Below are 25,320 nucleotides of genomic sequence, written 5' to 3' on the forward strand. Positions count from 1 at the left end.
CGTGGAAACAGTCCTTGCGTAATACTGAAATGAATAAATCCCACCACAGCGGCACATCTTTTCCACCTCATCGCCCGATGCTCCTTATATATTAAGGTGTAAATGTTAAATGTTGTGTGCAGTGCAAAAAAAATGGCTGAAAATGTTGGATGGTATTCGAATAATACATACCTTTGCGGTGTACTATTACAGTAATACACCAAACACGCAAGTATATGATACAAGTAGAAAACTTAAGTTTCAATTATGTTGGAACGAAACGTGAGGTCTTTTCCGACTTCAGTCTGCAACTGACAGACAACAAAATCTATGGGCTTCTTGGCAAGAACGGCACAGGCAAGAGTACGTTGCTCTATCTGCTTTGTGGCTTGTTGCGCCCCAAGAAGGGTGGTGTGTTCATTGACGGAGTATTAGCCAGCGACCGCCGGTCCGCTATGTTGGAAGATATTTTCATGGTACCCGAAGAGTTTACGCTACCTCAAGTGACCCTCGACACCTACGTGAAGATGAACAAGGGATTCTATCCGCATTTCAGCGAAGAGGTACTTGAACGCTGTCTGGCAGACTTTGAATTGTCTCGCCAAACCAAACTCCACCAACTCTCGATGGGTCAGAAGAAGAAAGCCTTCATGAGTTTTGCACTTGCAACAGGCACTCGCTTGCTCCTGATGGACGAGCCTACCAACGGTCTCGACATCCCCTCGAAGAGTCAGTTTCGCAAGGTCATAGCCAACAATATGACCGATGACCGCATCCTGATTATCTCCACCCATCAGGTGCACGACATAGAGTCGTTGCTCGACCACGTGCTGATCCTCAGTCAGAGCAATCTCTTGCTCAATGCTTCGGTAAGCGATATCAGCGATGACTACAAGTTTGAGTACCGCACACCGGCAGAGATGGACGATAGCGTGCTCTATGCAGAACCCAGTTTGCAGGGTAATGCCGTGATAGTCCGCCGACAGCCCGCCGACCATGAAACACCGATGAATCTCGAATTGCTGTTTAATGCAGTAATCACTGGGAAACTGAGATAAACAAACCAAATTAACAATGAATACAATGAACAATAATTTTCAATTCAGCCGATTGCTGATGGTGATGCGTTGGGATATGTTTACCAACTTGAAGAGCTATCTGAACATGATGCTTGGCATGACCTTCGCCCTGTTGCCCTTCTTTATCATGCAGCTGTATCAGTTGAGCAAGCAGTATCAGCTTTTTCCAGATACCATCGACCTTAGCTATTGGGGGATGTCACAATATGTTTTAATGATTTTCAGCATAGCCATGTATATGATGGCCACACAGATATTCATGGTGATGAAGACCACTGGACAGCGCGAACAGTTTCTGATGCTGCCAGCCAGCAATCTTGAAAAGTATATCAGCAGATTCCTTTTCTCTACGCTTGGTGCTGCCGTCGCAATGATCACCGCCATCGTAGTATCTGACCTGGTGCAACTGATATTCAGTTTCGTACTCCTGCCCGGTCACCATCAGAGCGTATGCCTCTCTATCATGGCATTGCTATGGAAAATATGGACTACTTTTATAGAAAGCATCGATTCCGCCGGCGCCCTAATGCTGTCTCTGCTGATCATGACCTGTGGAGTGCTCGTCCATAGTTTCTTCATCCTTTGTGGAACCCTCTTCCGCAAGCACACCATTGTGGTGTCAGGCATCCTCTTCATCGTGATGATCTATCTGGTGATCTATGTGATTGAGAGTGTACCAGGCACTATAACGACCTGCCTGATGCATGGTGACAACAGCTGGATCTTTTGTCTCCTCATAGCCGAACTGCTGCTCGCAGGTTTTCAGTATTGGCTATCCTATAAGGTGTTCACCCGTATGCAGGTCATCTGCAACAGATGGATCAATTTATAAACAAAAAGAAAACTGCTATGAATTTCAGTAATGATAAAGCCATCTATGTACAGATAGCCGACCGCCTCTGTGATGAGATTCTGGCACAAATGTATGAGGAAGACGGACGCATTCCCAGTGTCAGAGAATATGCTGTGCTATTGGAGGTCAATGCCAATACCACGGTAAAGGCCTACGACCTGTTGGCTGCCGAGGGTGTCATCTATAACAAGCGCGGACTGGGCTATTTTGTGGCAAAAGGTGCAAGAGACCAGATACAAACGGTGAGAAAGACCGAGTTTATGAAGCAGCACCTCCCCGAATTGGCACGACAGATGAAGTTGCTCGGCATCACTATCAATGAAGTGGATGAGGCATTGCGCCAAGCACTCGACGCACAGCCTTGATGTAGCACAGAAACGGCTGTCATAGGAAAAAATATCAGCCATGGTGCAACTTTTTTGCGCTATGATGCGTCAAACAGACAATATTAAGCGCAAATCCACTATCGGTTAGAAACAATGAAACAAAAACAAACAACAAGATGATTCACCTCAGTGACCTCAACAAGACCTATCAGGGCGCACAACCGCTCCACGTGCTCAAGGGCATCAACCTCGACATAGCCCGTGGCGAGTTTGTGTCCATCATGGGTGCATCAGGATCAGGCAAATCGACCCTGCTCAATATCCTCGGCATCCTCGACAACTATGATTCGGGCGAATATCTGCTCAACAACGTATTGATACGCGACCTCAGCGAGACCCGTGCCGCAGAATACCGCAACAAGATGATAGGCTTCATCTTCCAGTCGTTCAACCTCATCTCGTTCAAGACTGCCGTGGAGAATGTCGAACTGCCACTCTTCTATCAGGGCGTGGGCAGACGCAAACGCCACCAGATGGCGATGGAATATCTCGACCGCCTCGGTTTGGCACCCTGGGCAGACCACTACCCCAACGAGATGTCGGGCGGACAGAAGCAACGTGTGGCTATTGCCCGTGCCCTCATTACCAAACCGCAGATCATCCTTGCCGACGAACCGACGGGTGCGCTCGACTCTAAAACGAGTGTCGAGGTGATGGATCTGCTCAAGGAGCTCCATCAGAAGGATGGCATGACCATCGTCGTGGTGACCCATGAGAGTGGTGTTGCCAACGAGACCGATAAGGTCATCCATATCAAAGACGGACTGATAGGAAGTATAGAAAACAATTTCGACCACCACCTCGTGTCGAAAGACTATGTGAAATAATACATTATGCGAGAACTCATCAAAGAAATATGGAGCACGTCGAAGCGCAACAAACTGCGCACCTCGCTCACCGGTTTTGCCGTGGCATGGGGCATCTTCATGCTCATCTTCCTGTTGGGCGCAGGCAACGGACTCATCAATGCACAGTTGCAACAGTCTGACAGACGACTCTCCACCTCGATGCAGGTGTATGGAGGCTATACCTCTAAAGCCTATCGCGGACTGAAAGAAGGTCGTAACATACAGTTGCGCACCCAAGACCTCGACATTACCAATCGTGCTTTCTCCGACAATACCCAGGAGGTGGGTGCCCTGTTGTCGAAGTATGGGGTCAATATCACCTATGGCGACAACTACCTCTCTGCCCAAGACCTGTCGGGTGTGTATCCCAGCGACCAACGTATCAATAAGGTGGAACTGCTGGCAGGCCGCTTCATCAACGATATTGATATGAAGGAGCGCCGCAAGGTCATCGTGCTCTGCGAAGCACAAGCCAAAGAGTTGACCAAAGACCCTCGTGCCTTGATAGGCAGGCAGGTCAACGTCGGCAACATCTCGTTTCAAGTGGTGGGCATCACCAAGGACGACAAGCAGAGCAGAAACCAGAGCGCCTGCATACCCTACCACACCCTCAATGCCATCTATATGGGCAATGCCGGCTGGGTAGGCGTCATCCAGTTTGAAATCAAGAACCTGGTCACCGAAGATCAGAACGACGCTTTTGAGAAGCGCTACCGCGCCACCATTAACACCCAGCACGATGCCGACCCTGCCGACGAGTCAGCCATCTACATCTGGAATCGCTATATGGATAATATCCAGATGGCAAAAGGCATCCGTATGATACGCGTCGCCCTGTGGGTGATAGGCATCTTCACGCTGTTGAGCGGCATAGTGGGTGTGTCCAATATCATGCTCATCACCGTCAAGGAGCGCACACGTGAGTTTGGCATCCGCAAAGCCATTGGCGCCAAACCCTGGTCCATCCTCAAACTCATCATCACTGAGAGCGTCGTCATCACCTCCTTCTTCGGCTATATAGGTATGGTGCTTGGCGTAGCCGCCAACGAGTATATGGATGCTACCATCGGCCACGAGGTGATAGACACCGGACTCTTTCAAGCCACCATGTTTGTAGATCCCACCGTAGGTCTCGACGTCTGCTTCCAAGCCACCATGCTCATCGTACTGGCAGGAACCGTTGCCGGACTCATCCCTGCCGTCAAGGCAGCCCGCGTGCGACCGATAGAAGCCTTGCGGGCAGACTGACCTGATGTATCATTCAGATAAAACATATTCATTCCTATGAAATTTGATATAGATTCCTATCGCGAGATACTCGACACCATCACCCGCAACAAGAGCCGCAGCTTCCTCACAGGCTTCGGTGTGTTCTGGGGTGTGTTCATGCTCATCGTCCTTATAGGCGGCGGACAGGGACTGAAGGAGATGTTGCAGTCTAACTTCGCAGGCTTTGCCACCAATACCGCCATGATATGGACGCAGAACACCACCAAGCCCTACAAGGGATTCCGCAAGGGCCGCTATGTGTCGATGGTGGAGAATGACATGACGCGCTTGCGCCAGCAGGTGCCCGAACTCGACATCATCACGCCCTATATGTTTGGCGGCAACAAGAAAACCGTGGTGGGGGAGTACTCCTTCGATGCCACCGTCGCCGGTGTGGACCACGACTATGCCAGGGTGGCACCGCCCGTGATGTACTACGGGCGCTACATCAACGAGATGGACGTCAGACAGGCACGCAAGGTGTGTGTCATCGGCAAGGAGGTGTATAAGAAACTCTTCCCCGGTGGTGGCGACCCCTGTGGCAGGCGCATCCGTGTCGATGCCGCCTACTATACCGTGGTGGGTGTTGACTACAAGGTCAACGGCATCAATATCAGCGGACGCCCCGACCAACTCGTCACCATCCCCTACACCCTCTTCCGTAAGACCTACAACACCGGTGACCAGATCCACAGTCTGGCGGTGACGGGCAAACCTGGAGTGGTGATGAGCACGCTGACCGACCGCATCCGCACCGTCATAGCACGTGCCCACATGATCGACCCGACCGATGAGAAAGCCATCACCACCTTCAATACCGAGGTGCTCTTCGCCATGCTCGACAATCTCTTCAACGGTGTCAACTTCCTGATATGGCTCGTGGGCATAGGCACGCTGCTGGCAGGTGCTATCGGTGTGTCCAACATCATGATGGTGACGGTAAGGGAGCGCACCACAGAGATTGGCATCCGCCGTGCCATCGGCGCCACACCGAAGATGATTCTCTCGCAGATCATGTCGGAGAGCATCGTCTTGACTGCCGTGGCGGGCATGAGTGGCATCCTCTTCGGCGTGGGTGTGCTTCAACTCATCGAACTGGCAAGCACCGAAGACGGTATCCTTGCCGCCCATTTCCAAGTGGGCTTCTGGACGGCTATCATCGCCACCCTGCTGCTCAGTCTGCTGGGCGGACTGGCAGGACTCGCTCCCGCATGGCGTGCCATGAGCATCAAACCCGTTGATGCCATGCGCGACGAATAAGCACAGCTAACCATACAAGAAAACAAAAACATATAAATGATATGAAGAAATACTCAAAACTCATCATCGCAGCTATTGTTGCCTTGGTATTCATCGGAACCTTCGTGTTCCTCTATCAGAAATCGCTGCCCAAGGAGGTGCAGTATAGTGAATATACTCCGAAGGTGGAGGATATCCTCAAAACGACCGTCATCACGGGCAAGATAGAACCGCGCAACGAGGTGAACATCAAACCGCAGATCAGCGGCATCATCACCGAGATATGCAAGGAGGCTGGCGACTATGTGCAGGCTGGCGAAGTCATTGCCAAGGTGAAGGTCATCCCCGACATGGGACAGCTCAGTTCGGCGGAGAGCCGGGTGCGCCTGGCTACCCTCAATATGCGACAGGCTGAGGTCGATTACAATCGCGAGAAGAATCTCTACGACCAGAAACTTGTCTCGGCTGACGAATACGACAAGGTGCGACAGCAGATGAAGCAGGCCGCCGAAGAGGCGAAGGCTGCACAGGATGCCCTTGAGGTGGTGCGCGACGGTGTGTCGAAGTCTAATGCCAACGCTTCATCCACCCTCATCCGATCTACCATCAGCGGTGTCATCCTCGACATCCCCGTCAAGGTGGGCAACTCCGTCATCCTCAGCAACACCTTCAACGACGGTACCACCATTGCATCGGTGGCAAACATGAACGACCTCATCTTCCGTGGCAATATCGACGAGACCGAGGTGGGACGCCTCGTGGCGGGCATGCCCATGAAGATCACCATCGGTGCCATGCAAGACCTGAAGTTTGACGCCAGTCTGGAATATATCTCTCCGAAAGCTATAGAAAACAACGGTGCCAACCAGTTTGAGGTGAAGGCTGCCGTCCATGCTGTTGAGGGCGGCAAGGTGCGGTCGGGCTATAGTGCCAATGCCGAGATTGTCCTGGCAAAGGCGTCAAAGGTCATCGCCGTACCGGAGAGTGCCATCGAGTTCAGTGGCGACTCTACCTTCGTCTATCTCGTCCGCGGTACTGCCGACAAGAAGACCTATACCCGACAGGCTGTGGTCACCGGACTGAGCGACGGCGTGAATATCGAGATTAAGAAGGGACTCTCCCTCAAAGACAGGGTGCGCGGTCCGCAGATCATTGCCGATGATAACAAGGAGGAATAAGCGTATGAAACACCAGATCATTTCTCGCACAGCTCTCATGGCAGCAGCCCTGCTGACTGCTGCCGCCATGCCGGCGCAGACTCCGTCACAGCGCCAGTGGACGCTCCGCGAATGTGCCGACTATGCCGTGGCACACAATATCAGCATCCGTCAGCAGCGCAACCAGTGCAGCCAACAGGCGGTACAGCTCCATACGGCGAAGCACCGCCGCTTGCCCGACCTCTATGCGTCGGCAAGCGAATCGTTCTCCTTCGGTCGCGGACTGACCATGGAGAATACCTATGCCGACCGCAATACCAGCAGCACCTCGCTGGCGCTCTCTGCCTCCGTGCCGCTGTTTACGGGGTTTGAAATCCCCAACACCGTCAAACTCCGACAACTCAACCTCGAAGCTGCCACACAGGATTTGGAGAAAGCCCGAAACGATATCCGCATGCAGGTGGCTCAGGCATACGTGCAGATCCTCTACAACATGGAGATTGCCGATGTGGCTCAACGCCAGGTGACTATCGACTCCATGCAGGTGGCGCGCCTCCAGTCGTTTGTCGATCACGGCAAGGCGAGCATCGCACAGCTCTCCCAACAGCAGGCCACCCTCGGACAGGCGCTTTCCACGGCTACCCAGGCAGCTGGCAACGTCCGACTGGCGCTGCTCGACCTCTCCCAACTGCTCGAACTCCCTTCGCCTGACGGTTTCCAGATTGTGCGCCCGGCGACAACGGCGATTGCTGCCATTCCCGCCAGTCCCGAAGTGGTGTTTGCCGAGGCTGTTGCCCTCAAGCCGGAGGTTCAGGCAGAACAGCTGCGGCTCCATGCCTCCGACCGCAGCATCCGCATTGCGCAGGCAGGCTATTACCCCACGCTGTCGCTCAACGGCGGACTGCAGACCAATTACTACAAGACGAGCGGATTGGCTGCCGACGGGTTTGGCAAACAGTTGAAAAACAATTTCGCTCAGTATATCGGAATCAGTCTCAGCATCCCCATCTTCAATCGCTTCACCACGCGCAACAGCGTGAGGATGGCACGTCTCGACCGCGACAACCAAGCCCTCCAACTCGACCTCGTGAAGAAGCGCCTCTATAAGGAGATCCAACAGGTGTATTACAATGCCGTGGCAGCACAGGCCAAATACGAGAGCAGCCTGCTGGCGTGCCAGTCGGGCAGCGAGGCTTTCACCCTTACCCGGGCGAAATACGAGAACGGCAAAGCCACCGTCACCGAGTTCAACGAGGCCAAGAGCCAGCTCCTCAAGGCAGAGAGCGACCTGGTGCAGGCGCGCTACGAGTACCTCTACCAGACAGCCCTCCTCGATTTCTACCGTGGCAAGCCCCTGCAGTTTTGAGGGTGCATCAGCCCCTCCGTCATCAATCCCTTTTTATTATCTATTATGGAATACATGTCACAAGAAGGCTTCGACAAGATAGCCAACGAACTCCACAACCTTGAAACCACAGAACTCTCCCGTGTGCGCGACGCCATTGCAGAAGCGCGCGACAAGGGCGACCTCAGCGAAAACTTCGAGTACCATGCAGCCAAGCGCGAGCAGGGTCGCCTGTTGGGGCGCATCCGTTTCCTGCAGCGCGTGCTGGAGAATGCACGCGTCATCGACCCTGCCCTGCTCAAGACCGACAGCGTAGGACTGTTGAGCCGTGTTGCCCTCACCAATATCGGCAACAACCGCTCCATGACCTATACCGTAGTGAGCCCCCACGAGGCCAATATGGCAGAGGGCAAAATCTCTATCAAGTCGCCCATCGCACAGGCGCTCCTCAACCATCGGGCTGGCGATGAGGTCACGGTGCGCGTGCCTGCCGGCACAGTGCGCCTCCGCATTGACAGTGTCGAGTTAGGGTAGGGTGCGCGTGTCGTAAAAAAAAACAAAAGCAGGGGCGCATCGCGCGTCCCTGCTTTCCGACAAAGTATATGATTAAGAAAATTCACCAAATCTCAAACTAACTGTGCTTGCCCAACCGTTGGTCTATCACGCAATCCACTCCGATAAGACTGCCGGAGAATATCAGACACTGTGCCACAAACCACAATACCGACTCGCTGATCTCGCCCGTAGGCGGAGTGAAGAATCCCATGAAGGCAAACACGATGGCTGTGATGATGCAGACCAGCGATGCCGTCTGCTTATAACGGATACTCTTCATGATAAGAATCTGCTGTTAGGGCAGTGCCCCTCTCGCCTCAGGGGAGCGAGGCACTGCGGTTAGGTTCAGCCCTCCATTCCGCTACCGCCGCTTGGGGTACCGCCAGTTGACGAGCTACCGCCGCCATTGGTTGAACCCGGGTTGTTGTCGGTCACCTTTCCAGGGATGGGCAAGAGTCCCTCCTTGTTGGCCTCCTTGATACCCATGCACTCGTAGGCGTGGCGGTCTGCGCGAGTCGTTGAGGTGTTGTTAAACTTACCGCCGAGCTTCTTGCCGCTGAAGGGGAGGAAGCGGAGGTTCACACCGGCAATCTGTGCCACATCAAACTTGGATGGGTCGCTGACCGCCTTCTTGCCGTCGTTGCGGATGGAGTTGTAGAACGTTCCGAGTTCGCCCAGCTTCACCTTGTAGCCCTGCGCCAGCAGTTCGTTGATGCAGTCAACCATTTTGGTCATCACTCCGACCACCACGTCGCGGGTATAGACTGATCCGTGGTCGGAGATGTGGGATGCCAGCTCGTCAAGGTTCACGGTGCCCTGCGAAACGGGTTTTGCGTAATACTTGCCGTAAGAGGTGCTCTTGGAGTTCGTGCTCTTCTGCAGGCAGTAGCGAATAGTAGTCAGTGTACTCATAATAGAAACGAATTTAGTTAAACAAAGAAGAAAATTATCGCCTGCAAAGGTACGGCTATGCTTGGACGAAATGTCAGTTAATGTCACTTATTGCCACTTATGCCGTGTTAAAAGAACTTAAAGTCGGGCGCTGCGCCACGCTTCCTTTGCCCCATTGCGGCAAAGGCAGTAACTTTGCGTAAAAATAAAATCATCTGATCATTATGCCTACACTACGTCCTTACACCTCCATGAGCCGCACCCGTCTGGCACAGCTCTACTGCCCCGACGTCACCCCTCGCCATGCCTGGCGCACGCTGAAAGCATGGATGGATCGCTGCCGTCCGCTCCTCGCCCGCCTCCGATCGCTCGGCTACGACGGCCGTCAGCGCATCCTTTCGCCAGCCATGGTAGCCGCCATTACGGAGTATCTCGGAGAGCCTTAAACCGCCGAACGTCAATCGACGAAGGCGATTGGCAATATCTCCTTCGACGATTGGCGTTATCGCCGCCGCCGAACGGCATACCTCGCGCGCGCCCCTGTTTACTGCCGATTCGGGCAGTTGCCCGAAAACGGTTACGATTTGAAACCCTTGTTGCAGTGGGATAGAAACTTTAACAGAAGTGTTAATGCGAATTAACGTTTTTTTTTTTTGTTAACGCAAAGGTTCGTACCTTTGCAGCCGAGGTCCAGCCTCACGGATACAGCGGTATTCGGTCAAGTGACATACGGTGTAATCCTTTCCTCCGCCCCGATTTTAGGAAGACATCTGAGGTGTGCCACAAGGGAACAATTTTGTATTGTTTTTTGTATAATAAGTTCAACAATAAACACTCAAGCGCAGCAACTCCGAAGGAATTTCGTAGTTTGCTGCGCTTGATGGTATGTGACAGTGCCCGACGGTGGGCGATTATTTCTTTTGGCGGTTGGCGCGCTGCTCACGGTATTTTGCCTTCTGGCGCGCTGAACCGCTGCCATGGGCGCCGGTGATATACTTCTTCTTCTTAGCCTTGGTCTTTACTTTGCCGTCGTCGGCTTTCGGACCGCCGCCCTTTTTGAAGCTGATGCCTCGCTCAAGGATCTGAGAGAAATCGTCGTCGTTCATGTTCATAGGGCAATGGGCTGTTTAGTGGTGGAACAGGCGAACGCCAGTGAACGCCATGGCAATGGAGTATTTGTCGCAGGTCATGATGACATGGTCGTCGCGAACAGAACCGCCAGCCTGGGCGATATACTCTACGCCGCTCTTGTGGGCGCGCTCGATATTGTCGCCGAAGGGGAAGAAAGCGTCGGAACCTAACGCCACGCGGGTGTTCTGGGCAATCCAGGCTTTCTTCTCTTCAAGAGTCAGCACTTCGGGCTGACGGGTGAAGAACTGCTGCCAGGCGCCGTCGCGCAATACGTCGTCGTGCTCGTCTTCTGAGAGATAGACGTCGATGGTGTTGTCGCGGTCGGCACGGCGGATGCCCTCCTTGAAGGGGAGCGCCATGACTTTGGGATGCTGGCGCAGCCACCAGATGTCAGCCTTGTTGCCAGCCAGACGGGTGCAGTGGATGCGGCTCTGCTGACCGGCTCCGATGCCGATGGCCTGTCCGTCTTTCACGTAGCATACGGAGTTGCTCTGGGTATATTTCAGCGTGATGAGGGCGATGATGAGGTCGCGCTTGGCTTCGGCAGTGAAGGTCTTGTTTTGCGTGGGGATGTTTTCAAAGAGTGCGGGGGCATCGAGCTTGATCTCGTTGCGGCCCTGCTCGAAGGTGATGCCAAACACCTGTTTGCGCTCGATGGGTTCGGGCACGTAGCTGGGGTCTATCTTGATGACATTATAGGTGCCCTTGCGCTTGGCCTTGAGAATCTCGATGGCTTCGGGAGTGAAGTCGGGGGCGATGACACCATCGCTGACCTCGCGCTTCAGCAGGGTGGCGGTGACAGCGTCGCAGGTGTCGGACAGCGCCACGAAGTCGCCATAGGACGACATGCGGTCGGCACCGCGGGCACGGGCATAGGCGCAAGCCACGGGCGACTCGTCGAGTCCGGCAATGTCGTCAACGAAATAGATCTTTTTGAGCGTGTCGCTCAGAGGGAGACCTACTGCAGCGCCAGCAGGAGATACGTGCTTGAAGGAAGCGGCTGCCGGCAGACCGGTGGCTGCCTTGAGTTCTCTGACAAGTTGCCAGGCGTTGAAGGCATCCAGAAAATTGATGTAGCCAGGGCGGCCGTTGATAACCTCAATGGGGAGTTCGCCCTCGGTCATGAAGATGCGCGAAGGCTTTTGGTTCGGATTACATCCGTACTTGAGTTGTAGTTCTTTCATTGTTGTGTAGTGTGTATATTCCTTGTTTCCGGCCACAAAGTTACTAAAAATGTGGCAGAAAGTTGCATCTTACGGCGTCTTTTAGCGTGGGAGGTCTGCTTACTTGTTTTCGAGCAAGATGGCTTTGGCCTCGGCATTATTCATGCCCGGCATGGTTTCGCCTACATGGGCGCCGATATAGGTGGGGTCGCAAACGGTGAATTTCTCGCTCTGGAGCATGATGCAATCGCCCTTGACATCATCGGTGAACTGTACTGCCATGGCTAAATGGCCGGGGTAGTGGATGAGGACGCAGTGCAAGCCGAGCAGGTCGCGCACCATGCGCGAGAGCAGGATGGAACGGTCTTCGCAGTCGCAGTAGGGGTAGTAGAGGGTTTCTTCGGGGAAGAAGGCGCGGTCGCAGCCCCACACCTTGTCGTCGTACTCATAGACGAAGGCAGTCTGGACGAAGTTTAACAGGCGCTCCATGGCTTCGAGTTGGCTGAGTCCTGCTATCTTTTCTTTCATCGCCGCCATGAAGGTCTGGCTGATGGCTTTGGGCATCGGCATGTTGGCATACATCGCCCAGAGGGTCTGCTGATTCTCGTTGATCATCGACGGGGGATAGCTGGCGTAGAAGGAGAGCGCTTTCTTGTTGACGGTGGCTTCGACGAGTACCTTGGGGAAGGCTGCCGACTTCAGGCTTCGTGGCGCCGAGGCTTCGTAGTCGAAGCGCTGTTCTTGGGACAGGAGCATGGAGAGGGGTTGCTCCTGTGGGAAGGGAACTTCGCAGATGTAGAGTTTCTCAGCGTTGCCGCCGTAGGGATAGTAGTAGCAGTCTCCGATGGTATAGTAGGACCGGTTGAAGAGCACGTGTTTGCTGCCGAAGAGCATGAAGAGGCGGTTGTCGGCAATGCCCATGCGCATCTTGTAACCACTCTGACAGTAGAGATACGCCATGAGCAGGGTGGCTTCGTTGCCCTTGCCCAGACAGGCCTGTGAGGCGCTGTCGAGCAGGTGGAGGTATGCCCAGTCGCTGAACTGATGGTCGCGACGGAGCTGGAGACAGTCGTGGAGCGTGTTGTTGTAGGCTGGCGTGGCGAGCCTGACCCACAGGTCGGCAATGGCATCCTTGTTGACAGCAGGCAGGCGGAAGCGCTCCTCGTCGCCGAAGCGGATGCGGCACTGGGTGCCAAAGACGGTGAAATCGACATACTGTGGTGCGTCGCCCTTGGGTTGCTCTTCGATGGGTTCGATGGGTTCGGGCTGCGGTTCAGCCTTAGGGATGGTGACCACCACGGGCTTGATGGGCAGCACGCGGTCTTCCTGGGGTCGCGGCTGCGGCTTGTCCTCCTGTGGCTTGATGACGGGCGGCACGTCTTTCTCCTTGGGTTGCGGGATGGGGGCATCGGCATCAAACTGCTTCCAGGCTTCGCGCAGGAAATTGGCATAAGCCTCGTTGATCTGGTTGCGGAAGTTTTCAAAGTCCTGTTGCATCGACTGGTTGAAATCGTCGAAGTTGGCGTTGAGGTCGCCCATGAAATCATCGAACGACTCATCGGCATCGTTCTCCTGCGTACTTTCAGCCTCCTTGACTTTCTGCTCGCGCGTCACGGTGGCAGGGTCGCTCGACCGCTTCTGGGCTATCTGCTGCTTGCCCTGTGCCTTCTTCTTCAGAAAGTTGATATACTGCTGGGTGAGCTGGATGGTGGATTTCTTGCCGTTGGAGGTGCTCTTCTGAGCATTTTGCGCCGTGGCGGCAAGGGTGATCAGGGCAAGTGCAACCAGTAGGGTGGTGATTCTTTGAGTCATCATATCGCATTATTTTGAGTTGTATGCCTCAATACTTTCTTTGATGATGCCCTCGGCCAATACCAGGAAGGCTATGGCGGAGAATGCCCATCCGAAGTTGAGACTGAAATTGTATTTGCAGAAAAGGATGAAGCCGAGCCATACCCATACTGCCATCCAGAGGAACATGAGATAGCTGCGGAAGAAGGTGGCAGAGAGCAGGAAGCGCCAGAAGCGATTGCCGATGCGGCTGACACGATTCTTATAGAAGGAGAATATCGTCTCGGTGAAGAAGACGAGGAGGAAGGCTATGATCCACTGCTGCCATCCGCTGGCACTCTTCACTTCTGTTTGGTTGATGAGGGTGTCGATGGCATAACCTAACAGTTCCACTCCGGCAATCTTGCCGAGGGGAGTGTAGTGCATGTCGTACTCGTCTTTCATGGCACCGAAGAGCACCACCTTGCCGCGGATCAAATCGCCGCTCTTGCTCACATCTTCGGGATTGATCACGCGATAGTGGCGGGGCGGGAAATTGATGTTCAGGTCTTTGTCGAGGGGCTTGTAGATTTCTTTTCCCTGATAGGTGTTGACCACCTTGGTGATGAACGAGGGCTGGAGCTTGCCCTGATAGCGGCGCCCAAGACTGAGTTGGCGCTTCAGTCCTCCGTAGAGGTTGCGCTGCATATTGGTGAAGCCCTCCATGACGGGAACGGCTTCGGCAAAGAAGGAGTGGACCGATTCGGCATAACCGATGCTGTCGTTCTGATAGTCGAGCAGTTTGTAGGAATAGACGATGTTGTCGTATTTGGCAGCTGTCTCAAAGATCATGGCATCGCCCAAAGTGTCTTCCTTCAGTCCTTCAAACACCACATCGACGCCTACCACGCGGGGTTTCTGCTTGCCGATGGCATCGAGTGTGGCTGCTATCTCACGGCGGCTGTAAAGGTCGGACATATCGACAATGACAATGTCGGGACTGTCTTCGAGGATGTCACCATCCTGGAGGATGTGGTAATAGACGTCGGTCATCTCGAAGTCGGTTACCACCTGGGCTATGGGATTGAATACCGTAAGGTTGAACGCAAAGAGGGCGAACAGACCTGCAACGGCAAAGGACAGAATGGTGACGATGAGGTTGCGTATCATAAAGCGTGGTGTCAGTTTTGAGTTGTAGTATTTGCAAAATTAAACATTATATTTCAGATGCACAACCCTTGTTGACCATTTTTTTGTTGATGTCAAGATGTTAACGGCTGATTTTTACGGAATGAACGATATTCTTTACCGAATGACACATTTTGGGGGATGTTTCGTTTGGTCGTCAGAAACATTTCTTGTAATTTTGCAGCCGTTATGGAGAAAAAGAGACATGCGCTTCGAAAACTGCTGGAGGCAGTGGAGAAGGAGTTGGTGAAGAAGCCCAACCGTAAGACGCTTGACCGACTGGCGCTCCTGGCAGGATTCCAGGACTGGCAGTCGTTTCAAGATGCACTTCATGGGGATGATGATGGGACTTCCAACTATGAGGACTAAAAAAAGAGAGACACCGTTGCCTGATGGCAGGATGTCTCTCTCCTTATCTTTTTTTTGTCGCAAAGTCTTATTTTGCGATAGCGGTACGCTTCTCCTTGATGCGTGCTGCCTTACCAGTGAGCTTGCGCAGATAGTAAAACTTAGCGCGGCGAACCTTACCAACCTTGTTCACTTCAATGCTGTCGATATTGGGCGACTCGATAGGGAAGATACGCTCTACACCTACAGTGCCAGACATCTTGCGAACAGTGAAACGCTTTTTGTCACCATGACCGTTGATCTTGATTACAACACCACGGTAGAGCTGGATGCGCTCCTTTGAACCCTCGATAATTTTGTAAGCGACAGTGATCGTGTCACCAGCCTTGAACTCTGGAAACTTCTTGCCGGTTGCAAATGCTTCTTCAGCAACTTTAATTAAATCCATTTTGTTTTTTAAATTAAATTTGTTGTATCGTTCCTACGCAACATAACAGGCAACTCGTTACTTCCTGCCAGCGATTACGTGGAAAGCGGCTGCAAAGTTACGGCTTTTTCACGACACTTGCAATTTTTAGTTCTTCTTTTTTTGCTAATTATCCGATTTTTCCTACTTTTGCAGGAAAGACAGATTCGTTATGAAGAAAATTTTAATTACTTTTGCAGCTGCCACAATCATGGTGTCTGCATGCCATACTGGCTATCAGGTGGCATCGGTAGAAAGACAGCGTATCTTGGTGGATGCTCGCTATGATGTGCATCCTGACAAAAAAGCTGTGGGGTTTCTGGCTCCCTACAAACAGACGGTGGATAGCGTGATGGGACCTATCGTGGGACGTTCTTCCCACTATATGACGGCGCAGCGTCCAGAGGGTGACCTCTCTAATCTGCTGGCTGACATCCTGGTGTGGGCAGGCGAGAGCTATGGTGAGCAACCTGTATTTGGCGTATATAATATGGGTGGTGTGAGAGCTGCGTTGCCTAAAGGGGAAGTGACTTACGGTGATGTCCTCGATGTGGCACCCTTTGAAAACAAGATTGCGTTTGCCACGTTGTCGGGCGCTGATGTGTTGCAACTCTTCAGAGAGATTGCCCGAGTGGGCGGTGAGGGATTGAGCCATTCTGTGCGTTTGGTTATCAGCAGAAAGGGCGAACTGCTCGATGCCACCATCAATGGCGAACCTATAGATCCGGCTAAGGACTATCGCATCACCACTATCGACTACCTCCTCGGCGGTACGGATAATATGACGGCGTTTAAGAAGTGTCGCAATATAAATTCTCCACAGAATACGGAAAACAATTCGCGGTTTGTGATTATGAACTATTTCCGCGAACAGACACGACTCGGACGTGAAGTGGATGCTAAGATTGAAGGCCGTGTGACGGTAAAAGACTAACCCGTAAAAAAGATGAATATCATGGATAAGAAAGATATGCTATATAATAAGGTGATGATGCTGGTGGCTGTGATGCTTCCTGTCTGCCTGTGCTTTGCTGTGCCCACAGAGACAATGGCAAAGAAACCTAAGAAACTTGTCATTCTGCATACCAACGATACCCATTCCACCATTCTGCCCGTCAGCGAGCACTTGCCCGATACGATGAAGGCGGGACGTGGCGGCTTTGTGAGACGTGTGGCTATGATCAAAGAAGAGCGTAAGCGCAATCCAGACCTCCTCTATTTCGATAGTGGAGACTTCAGTCAGGGGTCGGCATACTATACCATGTTTAAGGGGGATGTGGAAATCGGTCTGATGAATCTCATGGGACTGGATGCCGTTACGATAGGCAACCATGAGTTTGATTTCGGACTGGAGAATATGGCACGACTGTTTCGTATGGCGAACTTCCCTATCGTGTGTGCCAATTACGACTTCACCGGTACGGTTTGTGAAGATGTGGTGAAAGCCTATGTCGTTCTTCATCGCAACGGACTGAAAATTGGGGTGTTCGGACTGTCACCGAAGATGAAGGGGCTTGTGGCTGACAAAAACTGTGAAGGGGTGAAATATCTCGACCCTATAGCAACAGCACGCAAAACAGCTGAGGTGCTGAAGAAGAAAGAAAAGTGTGATGTGGTGATTTGCGTGTCACACATGGGATGGGCTGACGGAAAGGAATATGATGCCAACGTGATACAAGGGTCACGCTATATAGACCTCGTACTGGGGGGACATACCCATACCTATATGAAACATTTGGAATATGTCAAGGACCTTGACGGACATGACGTGCCTGTAGATCAGAATGGTAAACATGCCATCTACGTGGGACGCATTGTGATGAATCTGAAGTAATCGGGCTGGCAGAGATATTGACCCGGTGACGACGGATTCTATTCAAAATAGAAGGTGAGCACCACCATCTTTGTCTGCGCGCTGCTGACACTGCCGGCGAAAGCCTGCTTGTTGGCATCGCGCAGACGATCTTTATGCCCTCGGTCAAGACTATTGCCCAAACCATAACAGAACTTGAGTTCGGGAATCCACTTGAAGTAGGGTAAGTAGAAATCACAGCCCAAGCCCACTTCGATCATGGTGGTGAAGCGCTTCAAACGGATATAGTCGCTCGAAGGACTCGTCAGATTTACCATCGGACTGATGCCAGCGGTAAGGTAGGGGCGATAGTTGTTCCAACGCTGGGCACTGAACTTGAGGCTTACAGGCACTGCCAGATACGTGTTTTTCAAGTCTTGCGTATATGGGTGGGGATGCCCTTCTGCATCGGTATCCTTCAGGTCATGGAATGTGATGTGGTTGGAACCGAAGTGGAGGGCAGGAGATAAACGGAGCGACAAATGCTCGTGTAAGCGCCAATCGGCAAGTACACCGACGGTGAAACCGGTATTCCATCGGTCAGCATCAGTCACGATGAGACGCTCGTGGGGTGTTCCGTCCTCGCTCATGATGGTTTGAAGCCCCACGTTATCCATCTCGATGTCTTGCAGGTGGGTGCCTACCAGTATGCCGAAATGCAATGGGCGCTGATCGATATAGGGTTTGTTCTGCACTCTACGCTGCTGGGCTAATCCTGTAAGCGTTGTGGTCAGAAATATCGTCAGTAGTATCGTGATTCTTGTCTTCATATTCACAATAACGCTCATTATTAGTGATTTATTGTATTCTCCATGTTTTTTCTTTCCCTATCGCCATGTCGTGATCATTTGTTTTGGGCTTTCTACAATACAAAAAAAACTAAAAAACAATCATCAAAATTAGGTAGTTTCGAAAATAATATATACCTTTGCATCATCAACATTTAGTATTTACATTTAACTAAACAAATATTAAGATTATGGCATACGTAATTGGTGATGACTGTATCGCATGCGGTACATGTATCGATGAGTGTCCCGTAGGAGCTATCTCTGAGGGCGACAAGTATTCAATTGACCCAGATGCTTGCACCGAGTGTGGAACTTGCGCTGGTGTTTGTCCTTCAGAGGCTATCAGCCTGCCTGCATAAGACAATACAAGTCAATAAAGAAATAAGACCCTTCATTTATTTTGAAGGGTTTTTTTATTTCATCACATTCAGAAAACTAACCTTTCAAAGACTATGAATATTGAAACGGTGAGAGACTATTGTCTGTCACTTCCGCTTGTCACAGAAGACTTCCCTTTTGATGACCAGACGCTTGCGTTTCGTATCATGGACAGAATATTTGCGTGCATGGATATGGAACGTCCTGAGTGGGTAACTATGAAATGTAATCCAGACCGTGCACTTGAACTACGAGAAGAATACGTTGAGATTGAAGGGGCATGGCATTGGAACAAAAAATACTGGAACCAAGTCAATCTCTATGGCCACCTTGACGATGAATTGATACGGTCGCTCATACGACATAGTTATCGTGAAGTGGTGAGAAAACTCAAAAAGGCTGAAAGGCTTGAACACCCCGAAATTACAGACGTTTGTTGAGGTGCTTTCGTCCCTTTTATACCAAATAAAACAGATTATTCGCCTACGACTCTATCCGAAACCGGCCGTTTATTACATGCATGACAGTATTATATGTCCAATGACCGATTTGCGTTTATAAAAGTCCAACAATCCCTCTATCTTTGCTCGACAGTAGCTTTCGTGTTAGACCATGGCAGACTCTTACAGCCAAGTCAGTCGTTTCCATAACTCTTCTAAAGGTCCTCGGCTATGATGCCTGAACCAATATTGACAGAATAAATATTGAACGATGACCATAACGATGCCGATAAGTGCTGCATAAGTGGTTCCTACTTTGTGGTAGTATCCAAACCCATAACCACAGAAAATAATGGTACCTATAATGGATTGCAGCAAATAGTTGGTCAGGCTCATGCGACCAAACAGACAGAGATGATGCATTACGCGTTGAAATCTTGGATATGCATACCAGAGGGTGACTATGGTAGAGACGATGCTTGACAGGATAACGAGATTGTAGATAGGAGATAGCCATTTTTCCAATGAACCAAACGGTGTCAGACTCATCAACACAGTAATCCCAACGGAAACAATCAGCACCTGATACCAATAATACAGGTGTTGACCTTCGTTGTAGAACAACCTATGTCTGCCCAACTGCATGCCGAGGATGAATAGGCAGAGTATTTGTGTCAACCGGCCTGTATAGACGAAAAAGAATACGTCGGTAGGGAAACCCAACTTCAAATTGATGAGCGTATTGTGCCAAAAACTGCCATATTGGTGTACTTCACTCATTGTCCCAAACATCTCCCAAAGGTGCGTAGGGTCTATTTCATATCCTGACAATAGGCACATGAGTTCTATCGGTTGAAGCGCTAGGAAGATAATGATAGTCCATACCCAGCGCGATGATAGATGGCTGATGGGGATGAGTAATAAGCCAATGAGTGCATAAATGATGAGAATGTCACCATCATAGAAGGCTACATTGACGATGCCAAAACAGAGTAGGAGGGACATACGCCACGAGAAACGCCAGTCGAACGACTGATGCTTTTGTTGCTGGTTGTCGTTCATGATGAAGAAACTCAAACCGAAAAGCATGGCAAAGATACCATACATCTTACCAGATAGTAGCCATGCCAATGTGTCTGCAACCTGTTGGTCGATTGGCAATGTGTTTGAAATGGGCTGTGACGTGAAGATGTTGAAATGCTCCACAGCATGATAGATGATAATACCTGCCACGGCTATTCCGCGTAAGGCGTCAGCCACGTCAATACGGGTATTGGGTATTCCTTTTGTCTTGTACATAACGATGTGTATTGTTGATGGTGCAAAAGTAGGCATAAAAAGTGAATTGCACAATAGCTCGCTCGTCTTATTCCGTCAGATGAAAACTTTTTCAGATATACCGCATCTTAGTAATTGATGTTATCAAACTAATGATATTCATAATTTAAATTTTCTTGTGATACCCTATGCATAACGGCGTGCTATTTGCACTACGTCTTCTATCATAAATAGTTGGAATGTCTCGAAAAAAAGGAAGAACCATCTTGCGATTGGCCCTTCCTCCCAGTTTAGTCCTTGAAAAATTGGGGTTGCTTATTTAACACCAAGTACTTGTTTGGCAATATCGTTTTCTGGATCGATTTTCAACAGCTTGTGTGCAAATTCTGTTGCTTTTGCCTTATCGTCCTTAGCTACATAGTAGTAAGAGATCATATAGCGATATGCCTCGATCAGACGGGCATTGTCTGCCTTGTCTTTTGTCTCTTTAGGTGCAATCATCTCTTCCAACTTCTGATAGAAGGGAAGTGCGAGACCCAGCTTCTGGTCGGGGTCTTGATATGAGTTTACACGTGCACGCATGAACGTTGCATATTCGATGGCATTCTCATAGCGGTTCTGCAAGTCTTCATATGCTAAATCAGCGTTCTTCAGTTCTTCTTTCTGAGCATCACCTTCCAAGGTTCCTGCTTTCTGGGTGTGAAGCTGACCGAGTTTTGCCAAATCGTTGGCTGTTGGTTTCTCTACAGTTGCAATGTACTCCTTGTGGTATTTGATGGCGTTGTCGAAGTCATCTTTGTTGAGATATGCCTCGGTAATCTGTTCAATGATACCAGCACGCTTATCCTTGTTGTCCATGTCGGGCTGGGCAAGCGCCTTCTCGTACATCTCAATGGCTTTGTCACTCTGCTTAGCACCGTTGTAGGCATTGCCATAGTAAGTGTAGTCGAAGTAAGAGAACTTTGCTGAGTCTGACTGGTTGAAGAGGGCATCTGCATATTTCAGAGCCTGATCATATTCCTTAAGGTCTGTACTGTTGAAGAATGCCAGACGGTTGAAAGCAGCACTACGTGGCTTGCGGGTCAGACCATATTGAGCAATCTCAAGACTCTTCTGATTCTGCTGTTTGAAGAATGCAGACATGGCATAGTCGCTCAAGTCGCTATCCTCCATCTTCGTCATATCAGCCTTATTGTAGTATTCAAGAGCCTTCTCGAAATCGTTGGCGAGATAGTAGATACGACCTGCAATAGCATCAACAGCTACATCAGGACGCTGTGCGCGGAGCTCCTCAAGTACGCTGATTGCCTCAGAGGGACTGATCTTGCGATATACGTTGGCATACTTGAAATAAGCCTCAGGGTTCTTAGGATCAGCATAGCGAGCCTGTGTGTAGTAAGAGGCTGCTTCACCACCATTGTCACCCAATGCCTGAATATCACCCAGCATGATGAATGCCTCCGCATTCTTGTTCTTGCTGGCTGCGAGAGTGTAGTTAGCAAAAGTCCGAGCATTAGCTGTATCCTTGGCTGCATAGAATGCCTTGGCGAAAGCCAACAGGTTGGCAACGTTCTTTTTGTTCTTCTTATAGTAGTTCTTCATCTGCTTGTCGAAGTCGGCAGGTTTGCTACTAATCATCTGTTTTACTGCAGCTACGTCGGCTGCGGTGCCATCCTGGGCGTTGGCCTGTGTGCTGAATCCTATCATCAGCGCACCCATCATTAGGTATTTAATTGTCTTCATAATCTCTTTTTTTATTATGTTAGTTAGACATAAATTTGTTTCTTCTCGTTATTTCACTATCACACTACGTGTTGTCATGTTGCCATAAGCAGGCAGAATTGATGAGTGGTAGATGATAAGCTGACCCTTGGGCGATGCGATATAATTGCTGAAACCGAAAGGCAGACCGCGATAGGAATCATTCAGCAAGCAATATATGGTACGTATCAATGGATAGCTGTCATCATAGATGTAGTATTGATAGGGCTTGTAGCTATTTTCTGGGGTGGCTGTCTCCATACGGCTGACAGACATCACACGGATATTCTTCTTAAAGGTGACGTTGGTCGTGTCACGTTTGTCGTTCAACCAGTTTGAACCGATGATGCCAATGGCATTCTTGGTGCTTTCCACATAGTTGATGACTTCGGCAGATTTCTCTACAGCCTGAATGTTAGGACTGTTGATGGGCTTGCCTCCCAATATGGAATCCTGACAATAGCGAACTGTGCTGGATTTCGGATGGTCGAATACCACTTCTATATCGCCTTGCTTCGAACCAGGATAGATATCACTCCACTTCTTGGCTTCACCACGGAGTATGCGGGCTATATCCTTGACGGTGATACAGGTGTCGGGATTGGATCTGTTGATGATTAGTGCCAAACCATCGTAAGCAATGGGAGCAGACTTCATCGACTTGTATCCTAAGTTTTTGAGTGTGTTAAACTCGTTTTTGGTGTATTGACGAGAGGTAATGGCGAGAAATATCTTTTCCTCCATCAGCATTTTTACGGCATCTTGCTCATTTGTATAGATGGCAGTAAGCTTGGCTTTAGGATGGTCGTTGTTGAACATCTCTACCTCTTCATCGATAATGGGTGCGAAACTATTATCAGAGGCGAAACTAATCGCCCCTGATGATATAGTATCTGCACGAAATTTTTTCGGCTTGCTGTCTTTGCAGGCAGCAAGTCCGAAAATAATTAGTGCTAATCCAACGAAAATGTTGAATGTGTTTCTTCTCATATTACTGAAGTCTGAAGGTTACAGGAAGGGTGTACTTTACACGTACAGCCGAACCATTCTGCTTACCAGGAATCCAGCGTGGCATGCTCTGCACAACGCGCTTGGCTTCCTTGTCGAGTGAAGAGTCAACTGACTTCACAACTTTCACGTCCGTGATAGAACCGTCGCGCTCAACGATGAACGATACGATTACACGACCCTGAATGCCGTTTTCCTCAGCTACTACTGGATATTTGATGCTCTTGTTCAGATACTCGAACAGGGCAGACTGACCACCAGGGTAAGAAGGCATCTGTTCAACAACGTCGAACACCTTGGCTACTTCTTCCTTTGGAGGCTCTGGCTGTGCGATAACCTCTTTAGCTTTCAGCACCTCACCGGCAGCATCGTCATTACCTTTCACGTCGAAAGAACCGATAGCAGTCTTAGTCTTGTTGAGGTCATCCTGTGACTTCAACTCTTCATCAGGCTTTACTTCGGAGTCCTTCTTGATGACAGGAGGAACGAATTTTACCGAACTCTTTACTTTTTCAACAGGTTTGGCTTCCTCGATCTTCACAGGTGCTTTCTTCTCAACTTTTACCTCTTTCTTGGCAATCTGTGAGAGCTCGACATCTGCTGAAATCTCTTCCTTGCTGTTTGCTTCAATGATGGCGTTGACACCTACGATAAGACCGATGGCAGCAGCCAGGATCACCATGATGATAATTGAATACACGTTACGTGATCCTGTGTTCTTGCGCAGCTTGTAAGCACCGTATTCCTTGTTTCTTCCTTCGAAGACAAGGTCAACCCATCCATTGTCAATCAAATCTATTTTAGACATAGTTTCTTGCTTTTAGATGTTACTTAATGTCATTTACTTGATACCCTTAGCTTTGAGAAGCTTCATGTCGTCGGGGCTAATCTCGTCGATGACGTACTTACCGATACTGCAAATCTGCATCTCATCCAGTGCAGTGACCATGTTCTCGTAGCTTGACGCATCGGTCGGCTTGATAATAATGGTCAGTGTAGGAACTTTCTCGCCATTGAGCAGTTCACCGTTACGAATCTTTGACAACTCATTGTTGTAAGTAGAATCGGGCATTTCTGTCTCCTTCTTCTTCTTGTCCAACTCAAGTTTTGCCAGGCGAATCTTTGCTACAGGAATGATACCTTCCTCTGTACGATGCTCGGTAATGATCTTACGGATACCATCTTTACCCCATGTAGTTTCCTTCATGCAGGTTGGATCGTCATACTTGGGAATACCCTTGATGTAGTAGATTTTGTTGTCGCCACCAAGATAAAAAGTAATGGTGTGTGACTCTTTGGTTGCGTTCTTATCCGCATCGCTGATGTTCTTGTCGTTACTTGGCATGGTCAGCTGCATGGCCTGCGGCTTGCTCAAAGACGTACAGAGCATGAAGAACGTGATAAGAAGCATCATCATGTCCACCATCGGCGTGAAATCGACGCGTACATTGACTTTCTTCTGTTTACTTGCTTTTTGCTTTGCCATTCTTTACTCCTCCGCTTCTTTAAACGATGTAATCAACTGATAACGGTTCTCATCCATAGAGCGCAGTTCTGACATGACGGTCTTAACAACCTTATAAGGTGTCTTTGAGTCTGCATTGATGCAGATCTTCATGTCTTCACCTGCGTCGAGCGCAGTTCTTACCCACAACTGGAATTCACTCATGCCTTTTGTACCGTCACCATTGGCGATACTGTCGGTGGGAATACCTTTGGTGGCCAGTGTCTCAGCCAACTTGCTCTGAGGCAGTGAGAGATACTGTTCCAACTCGTTCATGGGTACACCAAACTGTGTCTCTTCCAAGAACTTCTGCTGAAGGGCAGGGCTGAGGTTTACACCGAACTTGTCGGTCATATCCAACAGCGTTGTCTTCAGATAGTTCACATTGTCCATGCTCATGAACACCTTACCCTGAGGGTTGATGGTGATGTTCAGAACATTGTTCTCTGGAACCTTGACCTTAGCGGCTGACTGTGGTGTGTTGACCTTTACTGGTTCATTCTTCACGAATGTAGATGTCATCATGAAGAACGTCAGCAAAAGCACCATCACGTCAGACATTGGGGTCATGTCTATCCAGACGTCGCTTTTCTTAATTTTTACTTTACCCATAGTGATAAAATTTTAAAGGGTTAGCAAAA

General features: G+C 50.1%; 29 protein-coding genes. 15 read left to right on the top strand and 14 right to left on the bottom strand.

Going from position 1 to position 25,320, the window contains the following annotated elements:
- The first annotated feature begins 215 nt into the window (after positions 1-215).
- The 9 genes from CIK88_RS03145 (at position 216) to greA (ending at position 8,689) form a co-directional block, all read left to right on the top strand.
- Complete coding sequence (locus CIK88_RS03145; protein WP_094434452.1) at positions 216-1,037, top strand: ABC transporter ATP-binding protein; 822 nt, start codon at positions 216-218, stop codon at positions 1,035-1,037.
- Positions 1,038-1,053: 16 nt separating this feature from the next.
- Positions 1,054-1,890, top strand: coding sequence for a hypothetical protein (locus CIK88_RS03150; RefSeq protein WP_144269568.1), 837 nt, complete (start codon positions 1,054-1,056; stop codon positions 1,888-1,890).
- 17 nt (positions 1,891-1,907) lie between these two features.
- Entirely contained in the window at positions 1,908-2,276 is a 369-nt protein-coding gene (locus tag CIK88_RS03155; RefSeq protein ID WP_094391302.1) for a GntR family transcriptional regulator, read from the top strand.
- Positions 2,277-2,413: 137 nt separating this feature from the next.
- Positions 2,414-3,124, top strand: coding sequence for an ABC transporter ATP-binding protein (locus tag CIK88_RS03160; protein ID WP_094434454.1), 711 nt, complete (start codon positions 2,414-2,416; stop codon positions 3,122-3,124).
- A gap of 6 nt (positions 3,125-3,130) precedes the next feature.
- Complete coding sequence (locus CIK88_RS03165; protein ID WP_094434456.1) at positions 3,131-4,393, top strand: ABC transporter permease; 1,263 nt, start codon at positions 3,131-3,133, stop codon at positions 4,391-4,393.
- A 36-nt stretch (positions 4,394-4,429) separates the two neighbouring features.
- Positions 4,430-5,674: an ABC transporter permease gene (locus CIK88_RS03170; protein ID WP_094434458.1), complete on the top strand. Its 1,245-nt coding sequence runs from the start codon at positions 4,430-4,432 to the stop codon at positions 5,672-5,674.
- A 41-nt stretch (positions 5,675-5,715) separates the two neighbouring features.
- Positions 5,716-6,831, top strand: coding sequence for an efflux RND transporter periplasmic adaptor subunit (locus tag CIK88_RS03175; protein WP_094391214.1), 1,116 nt, complete (start codon positions 5,716-5,718; stop codon positions 6,829-6,831).
- 4 nt (positions 6,832-6,835) lie between these two features.
- Positions 6,836-8,176, top strand: a complete 1,341-nt coding sequence (locus CIK88_RS03180) for a TolC family protein (RefSeq protein WP_254046310.1) — start codon at positions 6,836-6,838, stop codon at positions 8,174-8,176.
- Positions 8,177-8,221: 45 nt separating this feature from the next.
- Positions 8,222-8,689: a transcription elongation factor GreA gene (gene greA, locus CIK88_RS03185; RefSeq protein WP_094434460.1), complete on the top strand. Its 468-nt coding sequence runs from the start codon at positions 8,222-8,224 to the stop codon at positions 8,687-8,689.
- A gap of 97 nt (positions 8,690-8,786) precedes the next feature.
- On the opposite strand, the gene CIK88_RS03190 is transcribed toward greA, so the two are convergent.
- Both CIK88_RS03190 and CIK88_RS03195 read right to left on the bottom strand, forming a co-directional pair.
- The gene (locus tag CIK88_RS03190; RefSeq protein ID WP_094434462.1) at positions 8,787-8,990 is read right to left on the bottom strand and encodes a hypothetical protein; all 204 of its coding nucleotides are present in this window, start codon (positions 8,988-8,990) and stop codon (positions 8,787-8,789) included.
- Between the two features lie 65 nt (positions 8,991-9,055).
- A complete protein-coding gene (locus tag CIK88_RS03195) occupies positions 9,056-9,622 on the bottom strand; it encodes an HU family DNA-binding protein (protein ID WP_094434464.1) in 567 nt (188 codons plus the stop codon).
- A gap of 203 nt (positions 9,623-9,825) precedes the next feature.
- Here CIK88_RS03195 and CIK88_RS03200 point away from each other — a divergent pair, with 203 nt between their 5' ends.
- Positions 9,826-10,047: a DUF4248 domain-containing protein gene (locus tag CIK88_RS03200; RefSeq protein WP_094434466.1), complete on the top strand. Its 222-nt coding sequence runs from the start codon at positions 9,826-9,828 to the stop codon at positions 10,045-10,047.
- Between the two features lie 465 nt (positions 10,048-10,512).
- On the opposite strand, the gene CIK88_RS03205 is transcribed toward CIK88_RS03200, so the two are convergent.
- The 4 genes from CIK88_RS03205 to CIK88_RS03220 all read right to left on the bottom strand — a co-directional run bounded on the left by CIK88_RS03205 (position 10,513) and on the right by CIK88_RS03220 (position 14,835).
- Positions 10,513-10,713 (bottom strand): hypothetical protein, encoded by a 201-nt coding sequence (locus CIK88_RS03205; protein WP_371591490.1) that lies wholly within the window; start codon positions 10,711-10,713, stop codon positions 10,513-10,515.
- Between the two features lie 15 nt (positions 10,714-10,728).
- Entirely contained in the window at positions 10,729-11,952 is a 1,224-nt protein-coding gene (locus tag CIK88_RS03210; RefSeq protein WP_256387688.1) for a phosphoribosylaminoimidazolecarboxamide formyltransferase, read from the bottom strand.
- Between the two features lie 63 nt (positions 11,953-12,015).
- A complete protein-coding gene (locus CIK88_RS03215) occupies positions 12,016-13,710 on the bottom strand; it encodes a hypothetical protein (protein WP_094434470.1) in 1,695 nt (564 codons plus the stop codon).
- Positions 13,711-13,716: 6 nt separating this feature from the next.
- Positions 13,717-14,835: a CHASE2 domain-containing protein gene (locus CIK88_RS03220; RefSeq protein ID WP_094434472.1), complete on the bottom strand. Its 1,119-nt coding sequence runs from the start codon at positions 14,833-14,835 to the stop codon at positions 13,717-13,719.
- A 159-nt stretch (positions 14,836-14,994) separates the two neighbouring features.
- Between CIK88_RS03220 and CIK88_RS03225 the strand changes: the two genes are divergently transcribed.
- Positions 14,995-15,222, top strand: a complete 228-nt coding sequence (locus CIK88_RS03225; RefSeq protein WP_371327193.1) for a hypothetical protein — start codon at positions 14,995-14,997, stop codon at positions 15,220-15,222.
- A 67-nt stretch (positions 15,223-15,289) separates the two neighbouring features.
- On the opposite strand, the gene rplS is transcribed toward CIK88_RS03225, so the two are convergent.
- On the bottom strand, positions 15,290-15,649 hold the full coding sequence (gene rplS / locus CIK88_RS03230) for a 50S ribosomal protein L19 (protein ID WP_094434474.1): 360 nt from the start codon (positions 15,647-15,649) through the stop codon (positions 15,290-15,292).
- 190 nt (positions 15,650-15,839) lie between these two features.
- On the opposite strand from rplS, the gene CIK88_RS03235 reads away from it, so the two are divergent.
- Both CIK88_RS03235 and CIK88_RS03240 read left to right on the top strand, forming a co-directional pair.
- Positions 15,840-16,601 (top strand): 5'-nucleotidase C-terminal domain-containing protein, encoded by a 762-nt coding sequence (locus CIK88_RS03235; RefSeq protein ID WP_094434476.1) that lies wholly within the window; start codon positions 15,840-15,842, stop codon positions 16,599-16,601.
- A gap of 72 nt (positions 16,602-16,673) precedes the next feature.
- The gene (locus CIK88_RS03240; protein WP_254046834.1) at positions 16,674-17,501 is read left to right on the top strand and encodes a bifunctional UDP-sugar hydrolase/5'-nucleotidase; all 828 of its coding nucleotides are present in this window, start codon (positions 16,674-16,676) and stop codon (positions 17,499-17,501) included.
- Positions 17,502-17,539: 38 nt separating this feature from the next.
- On the opposite strand, the gene CIK88_RS03245 is transcribed toward CIK88_RS03240, so the two are convergent.
- Positions 17,540-18,289 carry a porin family protein gene (locus CIK88_RS03245; RefSeq protein ID WP_094434502.1) on the bottom strand — a complete coding sequence of 250 codons (750 nt, stop codon included), beginning with the start codon at positions 18,287-18,289 and terminating at the stop codon, positions 17,540-17,542.
- Between the two features lie 209 nt (positions 18,290-18,498).
- On the opposite strand from CIK88_RS03245, the gene CIK88_RS03250 reads away from it, so the two are divergent.
- Positions 18,499-18,669 carry a 4Fe-4S binding protein gene (locus tag CIK88_RS03250; RefSeq protein ID WP_094391225.1) on the top strand — a complete coding sequence of 57 codons (171 nt, stop codon included), beginning with the start codon at positions 18,499-18,501 and terminating at the stop codon, positions 18,667-18,669.
- Between the two features lie 93 nt (positions 18,670-18,762).
- Complete coding sequence (locus CIK88_RS03255; RefSeq protein WP_094391226.1) at positions 18,763-19,128, top strand: MmcQ/YjbR family DNA-binding protein; 366 nt, start codon at positions 18,763-18,765, stop codon at positions 19,126-19,128.
- A gap of 183 nt (positions 19,129-19,311) precedes the next feature.
- Here the strand turns inward: CIK88_RS03255 and CIK88_RS03260 are convergent, their stop codons facing one another.
- From CIK88_RS03260 to CIK88_RS03285, 6 genes are all read right to left on the bottom strand, one after another.
- Complete coding sequence (locus CIK88_RS03260) at positions 19,312-20,427, bottom strand: DUF418 domain-containing protein (protein WP_094391227.1); 1,116 nt, start codon at positions 20,425-20,427, stop codon at positions 19,312-19,314.
- A 294-nt stretch (positions 20,428-20,721) separates the two neighbouring features.
- A complete protein-coding gene (locus CIK88_RS03265; RefSeq protein ID WP_094434478.1) occupies positions 20,722-22,149 on the bottom strand; it encodes a hypothetical protein in 1,428 nt (475 codons plus the stop codon).
- Positions 22,150-22,197: 48 nt separating this feature from the next.
- Complete coding sequence (locus tag CIK88_RS03270; RefSeq protein WP_094391229.1) at positions 22,198-23,157, bottom strand: PstS family phosphate ABC transporter substrate-binding protein; 960 nt, start codon at positions 23,155-23,157, stop codon at positions 22,198-22,200.
- Between the two features lies 1 nt (position 23,158).
- Positions 23,159-23,983 carry an energy transducer TonB gene (locus CIK88_RS03275; RefSeq protein ID WP_094391230.1) on the bottom strand — a complete coding sequence of 275 codons (825 nt, stop codon included), beginning with the start codon at positions 23,981-23,983 and terminating at the stop codon, positions 23,159-23,161.
- A 33-nt stretch (positions 23,984-24,016) separates the two neighbouring features.
- Positions 24,017-24,661: a biopolymer transporter ExbD gene (locus CIK88_RS03280; protein WP_094391231.1), complete on the bottom strand. Its 645-nt coding sequence runs from the start codon at positions 24,659-24,661 to the stop codon at positions 24,017-24,019.
- 3 nt (positions 24,662-24,664) lie between these two features.
- On the bottom strand, positions 24,665-25,291 hold the full coding sequence (locus tag CIK88_RS03285; RefSeq protein WP_094391232.1) for a biopolymer transporter ExbD: 627 nt from the start codon (positions 25,289-25,291) through the stop codon (positions 24,665-24,667).
- Positions 25,292-25,320: the final 29 nt, after the last annotated feature.

The sequence above is a fragment of the Prevotella sp. P5-50 genome (assembly GCF_002251295.1).
Lineage (GTDB): Bacteria > Bacteroidota > Bacteroidia > Bacteroidales > Bacteroidaceae > Prevotella.